We start from the raw sequence: 10,381 nt of genomic DNA on the forward strand, positions 1-10,381 counted from the left end.
CGATGCATTTCGGCACGTGACCGCCACCGACCAACCCCTTCGTTTCTAGATAAAAAGGGATGGCGGTCGGGGCGGCGGTTCGTGTATGGGTAGGCACTGCCGGTGATGTTCTGGCGACGCAAGAAAACTGCTGCTGCTCCGCCGCAGATCGGCTGTTTTGGAAAGCTCCCGGCGACGGGAGATTTCATTCGGTTCAACGCGGGCGGCGATGAACTAGCGGCCTTCGATCGATGGCTCGGAGGCGCGCTCGACTTCTCGCGTCGATCGCTCGGCCAAACGTTCGAACAAGCGTACCAACCTGCGGTTGGTCTCTTCATCTTTCACGGCGAAGGGGCGAAAGCGGATGAGCCGCCCACGCGTGGAATGGTGGGCGCATGGGCCGCAAGTGGAGACAATGCGGGTCGCACGTACCCGATGGTCGTTTTCGCTTCGTACGATTACGGGCAGCTCGTCTCGGCAGGCGCATCGCTGCCGATTGCTCTTTGGTCGTTGCTTGCGTCCTCGTACGAACTCGTGACGGGTGGTCGTACGCTTCCAGTCGACGCGTTTGTCGATCGCGTTTCGCGCATCGTGCCTCCATCGCTCGAAGATGCCGAAGCAGCGGGCGCGGGATATCGCGCGTGGCTGACGACGCAAACGATGAAGGCGCTTTGGGAGACGGGATTCGGCTCGGATGCGAGTCGCTTTTGGGCGCTGCACAATGTCTACGCGTCCGTCGAACCGTTCCGCGGGCAAGAGTATCCGAAGACTGGCTTGTGCGTGCGTTTGCCGCTCGGCGCGGGCGATGCGTATGCGGCTGCGGTGTGGATGGACATGACGCTGCGGCTCGCGCGTTGGAAGAACACGTTGCTCAATGCGTTCTGGGTTCCGCAGCAGACGATGCTGCTTCATTTCGGTCCGCCCCACGTGGCGACGTTTCGCGAGCTCATCGCTCCGACGGGAGCCGCTGATCACGTCGTCGAGCTTTGCAGGCCGCCGACCGAGGATGAACCGACGTCTCGTCGTGGGCTCGGCCCGCAGCTCGATGCGCTCGTTGCGCGTTCCGAACTTTCCATTTCGAGTTTCCTCGAAGGTTTGAGCTCATAATATTTTTCGCAAACACGATTCATGCTGCGTCGTTCGTCAGGATGAACGATACGCGGCGGCTTTCTCGTGCGTGGCGACGAAAGGGTAGGGTAGCGAGTCATGGCAGTGACTGATGCGTTGGATGCTGCGAAGAACAGAATCTCGGCGATGCTCGAACCCATCTCGGGAGGCGTCGGAGCGGATTGCACGTATGACGAGCTCTTCGAAGCGATCAAAGCCGAGATCGACAAGACGACGTCGATCGAGGGCGGCAAGATCGACTGGGGCAAAATTGTTTCGAACGCGGAAGAGTTGCTGACGGACAAGACGAAGGATTTTCGTCTCGCGGTTTATTACGGCGCCGCCAAAGCGAACACGGATGGTCTCCTCGGCGCGCTCGATGGACTGGTTCTCGTCAACGAGCTCAATACGGCGTTCTGGGACAAGATGTACCCGCCGATCAAGCGCCCGCGCACGCGCGGCAACTTGACGCAATGGTTCGGTGATCAGCTAACGGTTGCTGTTCAAAGCTTCACTCCGACCGCGAAGGATGCCGATCTCGTAGGCGCTGTCGAGAAGGCGAGTCGCGAGCTCGATGGGGAGCTTCGGGACAAACTCGGCGATGCATACGGTGGACTCGGCAGCTTGCGAGACAGTTGTCGCAGGCTCGTCGCGAGTGTTCCGAAGGAAGCGCCTCCGCCGCCCCCACCGCCGCCCCCACCGCCTCCGCCGCCGCCCCCACCTCCGCCGCCGCCCCCTCCGCCAGCGGCTGCATATGCACCACCGCCGCCCCCGCCTCCGCGGTTTGTCGCGGCACCTGCGCCTGTGGAGGCGCCGCCCGTGGATGCAGCGGTGGTTGCGGTACCTGACGGCACGGCGATCACCGATGCGGAGTCTGCGAATGCAGTGCTCGAACAAGTCAGCACGCTGCTCCTGCGAGCTGGTGAAGCGTTGCGTTTGGCGGATCCATCGAGCGCGTTTGCGTATCGCATTGCGCGCATGGGTCTGTGGCTCTTCATGCAGCAGGATCCGCCCGCGGAGAACGGACAAACCTACCTTCCGTCACCGCCCGATCACGTGCGGAGTGCTTTCGATGGCATGGCGGAAGCTGGCAACTGGGACGGCATCCTCGCGTCGCTCGACGAGGTCGTTTCCGAGCATCGCTTCTGGCTCGATCCGCACAGGCATGCATCGAATGCGCTCGAGAACCTCGGGTATGCCGATGCGAAGCTTGCGCATCTGCTCGAGGTCGCGCTGCTTCTGCGGCGCGCGCCTGGGCTCGTGGACTTCACGTTCAACGATGGCACTGCGCTCGCTGACGAACAGACGAAGGCGTGGATCGACGCCGAGGTTCGTCCGGTACTCGGTGCGGGTGGAGCGCCTTCGGGTGGTGGTGCGGGTGGAGCTCCTGGTGGCAAAGGTTTCCGCGCGCTCGACAAAGCGATGTCGGAAGCTCGTGCGTTCATCGAAGCGCAAGAGCCGTTGAGTGCGATCCAAGCGGTGACCAAAGTTGCGGCTCAAGCGATCACGCCGGTCGACAAGTTCCGCAGCAAGCTCGGCATCGCGAAGATCTGCTTGGAAATCGGACAGCTTGCGATTGCGCGTGCGCAGCTCGACGGTCTCGAGCGCATGGCGAAGCAGCATCGCCTCGACGAGTGGGATCCGGAGCTTTGCGGCGAGCTTTATGGAGCGCTTTATCAAGCGATCCGCGGTCTCAATCAGGGCTACGAAGTGACCGACGAGCAACGCAAGCGAGAAGCAGAAGTCTTCGAACGACTCTGTGAGCTCGACGCTGCAGCAGCGTTCCGCATCTCGAATTCCTGAGCGCATGTCGAGCGCTTTGAGGCGTCGTGAAGAAACGGCTCACGACCCAAAAGAAACAATGGACGAACGACGTGCACTTTGAGGTATGCTCGGCCCGCTCGTGAGGTGAGCCCCGACCTCGCGGGATCCACGGAAATTGACGTAGAGCGGCTCGGTTGGCCGTTCGGAGCACGTAGCTTCCAAGCGTAAGGGGAAAGGAGCCTTCCGCGATGAAAGAAGGATCAGTCGCGCCGAAAGAACGCGTCAACATCACGTACAAGCCAGCGACGGGGAATGCGAAGGAAGACGTCGAGCTCCCGCTGAAGATGCTGATGCTTGGCGACTACACGATGCGGCCGGACCCGACGCCGCTCGAGGATCGCAAGCCGATCAATGTCGACAAGGACAACTTCCAGAAGGTCATGTCGGAGCAGAAGCTGTCGCTCTCCATGACCGTCAAGGATCGTTTGTCCGAGCAAGAGGACAACGAGCTGAACGTGAACCTGAAGTTCCGCCGTTTGTCCGACATGGAGCCGGCGGCGATCGCAAATCAGGTGCCGGAGCTGAAGAAACTTCTCGAGCTGCGCGCAGCGCTCACGGCCCTCAAGGGTCCGCTCGGCAACGAGAAGGCATTCCGCAACAAGATTCAGTCCATTCTCCAAGACCCTGCTTCGCGCAATCGCATCATCAACGAGCTTGGGTTGAAGAAGGACGGGGAGGAGTAAACCATGGCCGACATGCAAAGGCAGGGCGCCGCGGGTGTTCAAACCCTCGAAGGCGGCAGCCTCCTCGACGAGATCCTCGCCGAGACGAAGATGACGCCGGGGGACGAAGGTTACGAAGTCGCCAAGAAGGGCGTGCAGGCGTTCATCGCCGAGCTCATCGCACCGAAGCGCGAAGGTGAAAAGGTCGACAAGGCTCTCGTCGATGCGCTCATCGCAGAGATCGACGCGAAATTGTCCCGACAAATCGACGAGATCCTCCATCACCCCACGTTCCAAAAGCTCGAGAGCGCGTGGCGTGGTTTGAAGTTCGTCGTCGACCGGACCGACTTCCGCGAGAACGTCAAGCTCGAGCTCTACAACTGCTCGAAGGAAGACCTCCTCGCCGACTTCGAAGACGCTCCGGAAGTTCCGAAGAGCGGTCTTTACAAGGTCGTGTACTCGGCCGAGTTCGGTCAGTTCGGTGGTCGTCCGTATGGCGCGATCATCGCGAACTACGAGTTCGGACCTGGCCCGCAAGACATCATGTTGCTGCAGAAGTGCGCGGCCGTTGCGACGATGTCGCACGCTCCGTTCATCGCAGCGGCAGGTCCGCAATTCTTTGGGCTCAAAGATTATTTGAACCTGCCCAACCTGAAGGACCTGAAGGCGCTTTTCGAAGGCCCGCAGTACACGAAGTACAACGCGTTCCGCGAGACGGAAGACTCGCGTTACGTCGGCCTCGTGATGCCGCGCTTCCTCCTCCGTCTCCCGTACGGCGCGAACACCGTGCCCGTGAAGGAGTTCAACTACGAGGAGAACGTCATCGGCCAGCACGAAGCGTACTGCTGGGGCAATGCGGTCTACGCCATGGCGACGCGCCTCGCCGATAGCTTCGCGAAATATCGTTGGTGCCCAAACATCATCGGTCCGCAAGCTGGTGGTTCGGTCGAGAATCTCCCGCTGCATCAGTACGAAGCGATGGGCGAGATTCAGACGAAGATCCCCACCGAGATCATGCTCACGGAGCGCCGCGAGTACGAATTGTCCGAGGAGGGCTTCATTGGCCTGACGTACCGCAAGGATTCGGACAACGCGTGTTTCTTCTCGGCGAACAGCGTGCAGAAGCCGAAGTACTTCGGCCAGAGCGAAGAAGGCCGCGCGGCCGAGCTCAACTACCGCTTGGGCACGCAGCTTCCGTACATGTTCATCATGTGCCGCATCGCGCACTACCTGAAGGTTTTGCAGCGCGAGCAGATTGGTACGTGGAAGGAACGTGCGGATCTCGAGAAGGAGCTGAACGACTGGATCAGCCAATACGTTGCTGATCAGGACGTTGTCTCGGCGAGCATTCGTGGGCGTCGTCCGCTTCGCAAGGCGCGGATCATCGTCACCGAGGTCGAGGGCAACGCGGGTTGGTACAAGGTCGACATGCAGGTGCGCCCGCACTTCAAGTACATGGGCGCGTTCTTCACGTTGAGCCTCGTCGGCAAGCTCGACAAAGAATAATCCCTTTACGGGACGAACCAATACGAGGCCGGTGGTCGAAAGATCGCCGGCCTTGGTGTTTTGTGGTCAAAGGATTAAGCGATACGGTCCGATGCGGGGGCAAACCTGTCCCGGAAAAACTGTACTTTCTTTTAAGATTGGCGCGACGAACTGCGCTTGATCAATGCACGCTTGGCGGGGCGCTTTGATGTCGAGAAATGGAAAGCTTGCAACGCTGCTGCTCGTCGTGGCGCTTCTAGGTCTGGGAGCAGGTGCTCTTCTCATTACGTTCACGCCTTTGGGCATTACGGCGCGTCAGAATCCCGGGTTTTTTCATCGCAAGCACTTCGAAGCGGTCGTGGCTCGGGTGCGGTCGATGGCGCCCGCGCCGGGACAGGAGGCTCGTTTTCGGCTGGATGATCCATCCGAGCCTACGTCCCTGCGATTCGTTGCCCCAGCGGAGGAGTTTGCCCGTGGTGCGGGGAGCGGCACCGTGTGGGCCGCGGTCACGCCCGATGGCAAATTGAAAGTCGTCATTGAAACGCGAGATCTCGGGCATGCTGGCGAATACGGGTTCGCCTATTCCGACGTGCCTCTATCCCCGCAGCCGTTCGGTGGTGCATGGTCCACGATTGACGTACCCGGGCATATCAACCTCGTGAAGCCCGATATGAACATCGATGAGCATTGGTGGAAAGTGCTGTACAATCTTGATTGATGTACGCTTTACGAAATACATCAATCGCGTTCCCCTGAATCCCAAACGATGTTGCCCCAGAGATACATATGGGACGGCAATAGAACCTTCGGCAGGTGGTCCTTCTCCGTTTGATGCGCGCGATAAACGTGCACGGCGAGCTCGCTGCAAAAGAACCGATCCTCGTCCGATAGCCCGATAGCCCCCGTCCAATCGTATTTCTTGCCGACGAGCGTGTCGGCCTCCACCGCAGCAGCCTTCCCGCGCTCCTCGGTCCACCATTTTGGCTGAATGATCAAAAGACGGTGCGCGTGATCGACGAAATGCTCGAGCGTGTTTCGCACGACGCCGTCGGCCAGGCTCTCGATGACACGGTCGCGCTCGATGTCGAGCAATGCCGCGTGGCTCAAAGGCGTGTTCGTCGCCATCACCACGAAATTGTCCCCGTCCTTGTAGCCGCGGATGACGAGCCAATGCCCGGGCTTGCCCAATTCGCGCACCTTCGCGAGCCAAGCCTTCGTCTGCTCGGTCCGGATCTCCGGCGGTGGCGGCTTCACGATAGGGCGCGCACCATAATACTGTCTGCTGCTGCCGCCGCAGCCGGCGACGAGGGCAGATAAACACAAAAAGACGATAGCAAGATGGGGGAAACGCACGTCACTCTTCGGTCGCATGTAGCTTGCCTCGGCACAAGGATTGTCGTGTACGTCGTCGTTGGAGACTCGCACGCGAGCACACGATACATACGAAACGCAAAGAAGTCCATTCCCCGCATCTTTTCTTGGTGAGCGAGAGGATCGGGGTCGTCGTTGCCCAAAGACGGCGGCGTATTTCACCTGTGCGCACAACGTCGAGCTCGTGCGCACAAACGTTGACGGGTCGAGGTTCGGGCCCCCCAAAACCCCCGTATCTATCTTGAAACGAATGGCACGACGCTCGATGGCATGCGTGTTGCTGTACGTCTTGCCCGCCATAGCAAGGCAATTGGCTGCTTCATAAAAGCGATTCCGCGACGAATCGAATGACGCGGCGGCGTTCTGGTGTGCCCCGTGTCGCGGCTTGCTCGAGATTCGTGCGTTTCGCTCGCAGCCCATGGCTTGTGTTTGAATTTACCTGGCAACGCATCGAAAGGAACGACCATGCATACGATCATCCCTCGCTTCGGATCCACCGCTCTCAGCCTCGCCAATAGCGCCTATGTCGATTGCGACAACCCCACATCCCTCAATGGCCTGGCGTCTTATACCCTGGAGGCATGGGTCATTCCGTCGAACCTCGCGGGCTTTCAGGCCGTCGTCGGTAAGGTAAACCTCAACGTTGCGGCTGAATACCAGCTCTATCTCAGTGATGGTTATGCGGTAGCATACATCAATACACCGCCGTATGTCATCATGGCGCCCGACCCGATCGACACGGACAAGTGGCACCATCTCGCGTGTACCTACGACGCCAATGCGCAACAGCTCGTGCTCTACGTCGACGGGGTGCCGGTGAAATCGGGGACGTTCGCGCCCGTATCTGCGCCGACGGCGGCGCCCGTTTACATCGGCGCTTCGTGCGCAATGAACACGCCGAATTGGTTTTTCCAAGGCCAGATCGGCCGCGTGCAGATCTGGAACCGCGCCCGCTCGAAAGAAGAGATTCTCAACGATTCGGTGCAGGTCACGCCCGTGGCTCCGGTCGCCGACCCGCACCTGGCCGCGTACCTCGACTTTTCGATGCTCCCGCCACGTGATCACTCGGGCAATCTGGTCCCCTTGACGTTCAAGAACGACGCGGGGCTGACGTTGTCGGTCCCCGGCGTACAGCTCGCGAATCAGGGGTATGTCGATTGCGGTGACGGCGCGGACCTCAATTTTCCGAATGGTGCGCCCTTTACCCTCGAGGGCTGGTTCCGCCCTGCAGGCGGCGCCGGAACGCTCGTCTCCAAGTGGCAGGCGGCGGGGCCTCAATATCGCGTCGTTTACACGTCCAATGGTCGCCTCCAGGCCTCCCGTGGCGCCGATACGATCGAAACGGCGCCAGGCCTCCTGCAAGACGGCGATTACCATCACTTCGGCTTCTCGTTCGACGACAAAACCCGCACGCTGGCGTTGTACGTCGACGGCAACCTTCAGGCCACGAAGTACGCGAGCACGAGCAATCCAGCAGCCAATACGGCCCATCTTCTCATTGGCGCAGGCACGACCTCGGGCACCGCGGGCGATTACTTCAATGGCGAGGTGCAGAATCTCCGCGTGTGGAACGTCGCGCTGGCGCAGGACGATCTGCGGCAGTGGATGTACAACGACCCGGTCACCGACCCGCACCTCGTCGCGGCATTCGATTTCTCGGTGACGCCGCCGGTCGACAACACGGATCAGCACACGGTTACGCTCATGGGCCCGGCGAGCATCGGCGTCGCATCGTTCCCGCTCGACATTTCGTCGCGCCTGGTGACCATCGGCCCGCCGAATTCGTTCAATGCCAATTATTTCTCGCAGCAGGTCGAGACGTTCGATGCACCGCCGCCGCCCGTCGATGTCGCACAGGGGCAGCCGCGGATCGAGCCGTTCACGCCGGAGTTCCAGGAGAAGATCTGGAAAGATTTCATTACGGCTCACCCGCCAAAGGATGCCGAGACGGAAGCGGCGCTGCGTTCCGCGTTCGAGAGCGAATACCGTCGTGCGGAAGAAATGATGCAGGCGGACCCGCGCCTCGGTCGGGTGATCACGCGTGTCGAGGAGGGCGGCATGGTGCGGCTGATCCATCACGGCGTGCATGGCGACGTGGTGATTTACGAGGGTGCGGCGGGCGCGGTGTCCGATTGTACGCTGTGGTGGATCAGTTTCATCTGGCAGCTCACGATTGGCTTTCTCCAGGCGCTCGGGCTCTTGCCCCCCATGGGAAATATCTCGAGTCGCGTATACAACCTGCTGATCAAAAACTCGGCAGTGGTGGCCGCAATGGGTTCGGTGGTGGGTAAAGCCATTTCGTCAACGGTCGCCCTTGGCGTGATGTGGGTGGTCTGGAAGCAAGGCCTGATGTGGCCGCTCATCAAGCTCGCGCTGACGTCGGCGGGGTGGTGGACGCTTGCTTGGGTTCTCAAAAAGGCCATTGCTTGCGTCACCGGTTTGGAGGCAGCGGAATTGCTCGCCGGATTCATCGTGTGGGCGGCGCAGCTCACGCGGCTGTCGCTGCAATATCCGGGATCCTGTGGCGCGAAAGCGGCGTGAACGCGGGGCATGTTCACTGAAACTCGAAATTCGACTTGGAGGGCAATACCATGGGAACCGAAACGAACGTCTCCGCGGCCGTGATCATCGACACGTCCAACAGCATGACATATAGTGGGTACGTCGATATCACCAAAATCGACAGCAAGGCATTCCTCGGCTGCTTCGTCGAGGGCGACCGCGCCGCGGTAGTGAACTACGATATGTACGCACACGTGCCCTACGCCTGCAAGGAAGTCGGGCCGGTACCGCCAGGCACGACCATCGTCGATGCGCAGACGACGATTCAGAACCTTGTCTTTACGGGGGGTGCCACCAACATCGGCGCTGGTTTGAGCACGGGGAACGCGCAGATCCAAAATCAGCCGAACAACCGCGCGCTGGTGCTGCTGTCCGATGGGTACAACAATTACCCCTACGGAAGCAACCCGCTCGATTACGTGCCGACCACGTACCCGGTGTATTCCTGCGCAATGGGGCCCGCGTCGGACCAGCGACTGATGCAGAACATCGCGAACAAGTCGGACAACGGAGCCTATTACTACGCGCCGTACGTGATCGACATGATGAAGATCTACAACCAGATTCGGTCCTGGACGCCGGAAGCTTCGCTGGTCACCAACGAGCTGAGCCAGGTATCGGGCTGGTATTACAAACTGGAGCCGGGTGAGATCACCGCGGGCACGCCAATGGGTCAGTTCACCGTTGCTTGGAGCGACGCGAGCTACACGTACACGCATGATTGGCCGAATGACAAGCAGGTGAGCATTACGCTGGTCGATCCGGACTTGAATACGCGCGACGACATTCCCTGGCAGGTAGGCACGGGTTTCGTGGTGTTCAACATCAACGATCCGCTACCGGGAACCTGGCAAGTGCAGGTGATGTACGCCGGAGAGGCGGATCTGGGGATTACGGTGGGGATCTTCGAATATGGGATGGGCGTCACCGCGCCGCTCAGGATGGAGGTGGGGGCGCCGCCGACCGTGCGTGCCGGCGAGCCGATTCCCATTGCTGCATTCGTGACGGACGGTGGCGAACCGATCCGGGACCTCCAAGTGCACATGCGTGTCACGCGGCCGCGCATCAGCGTGGCCCATGCGCTCAGGCAATACGCGACGGAGCTGGCAGATGTCCGCCCGGCGGACGAGGATCTGGCGCGAGGCATGCCCGAGGATCTTGCGCGACTTTGCGAGCTGCGGCGCCGGCGGCTGCCTGGGAAGGAAATCCTGCCGCTCGTCCAGCACGGAGGGTTTCTCGCGCAGGAATCGTCGACTGGACCGTACGCGACGACGATCACGAACACGACCGAGGCGGGTTCGTACGTGATCGAGGTGTTCGCGAAGGGGCATTCGGCGCGCTCGGGTCGGCGCGTGCAGCGGACGCAAATGGTCACCGTGCTGGTCGTCTGA

Annotated in this window: 8 protein-coding genes; 7 read left to right on the forward strand and 1 reads right to left on the reverse strand. The window is 60.6% G+C overall.

What is annotated here, in order from left to right:
• Positions 1–105: 105 nt before the first annotated feature.
• From tagF to IPM54_02465, 5 genes are all read left to right on the forward strand, one after another.
• A complete protein-coding gene (gene tagF / locus IPM54_02445) occupies positions 106–1,086 on the forward strand; it encodes a type VI secretion system-associated protein TagF (GenBank protein ID MBK9258676.1) in 981 nt (326 codons plus the stop codon).
• A gap of 99 nt (positions 1,087–1,185) precedes the next feature.
• Positions 1,186–2,889: a type VI secretion system protein TssA gene (gene tssA, locus IPM54_02450; GenBank protein MBK9258677.1), complete on the forward strand. Its 1,704-nt coding sequence runs from the start codon at positions 1,186–1,188 to the stop codon at positions 2,887–2,889.
• 209 nt (positions 2,890–3,098) lie between these two features.
• The gene (gene tssB, locus IPM54_02455; protein MBK9258678.1) at positions 3,099–3,593 is read left to right on the forward strand and encodes a type VI secretion system contractile sheath small subunit; all 495 of its coding nucleotides are present in this window, start codon (positions 3,099–3,101) and stop codon (positions 3,591–3,593) included.
• 3 nt (positions 3,594–3,596) lie between these two features.
• A complete protein-coding gene (gene tssC, locus IPM54_02460; protein ID MBK9258679.1) occupies positions 3,597–5,078 on the forward strand; it encodes a type VI secretion system contractile sheath large subunit in 1,482 nt (493 codons plus the stop codon).
• Between the two features lie 187 nt (positions 5,079–5,265).
• Complete coding sequence (locus IPM54_02465; protein ID MBK9258680.1) at positions 5,266–5,775, forward strand: hypothetical protein; 510 nt, start codon at positions 5,266–5,268, stop codon at positions 5,773–5,775.
• 20 nt (positions 5,776–5,795) lie between these two features.
• Here the strand turns inward: IPM54_02465 and IPM54_02470 are convergent, their stop codons facing one another.
• Positions 5,796–6,428 carry a hypothetical protein gene (locus IPM54_02470; GenBank protein ID MBK9258681.1) on the reverse strand — a complete coding sequence of 211 codons (633 nt, stop codon included), beginning with the start codon at positions 6,426–6,428 and terminating at the stop codon, positions 5,796–5,798.
• Between the two features lie 465 nt (positions 6,429–6,893).
• Here IPM54_02470 and IPM54_02475 point away from each other — a divergent pair, with 465 nt between their 5' ends.
• Together IPM54_02475 and IPM54_02480 are read left to right on the forward strand one after the other, a co-directional pair.
• Positions 6,894–8,969 carry a LamG domain-containing protein gene (locus tag IPM54_02475; GenBank protein ID MBK9258682.1) on the forward strand — a complete coding sequence of 692 codons (2,076 nt, stop codon included), beginning with the start codon at positions 6,894–6,896 and terminating at the stop codon, positions 8,967–8,969.
• 50 nt (positions 8,970–9,019) lie between these two features.
• A complete protein-coding gene (locus IPM54_02480; protein MBK9258683.1) occupies positions 9,020–10,381 on the forward strand; it encodes a VWA domain-containing protein in 1,362 nt (453 codons plus the stop codon).

This window comes from Polyangiaceae bacterium (genome assembly GCA_016715885.1).
Classification (GTDB): domain Bacteria; phylum Myxococcota_A; class Polyangia; order Polyangiales; family Polyangiaceae; genus Polyangium.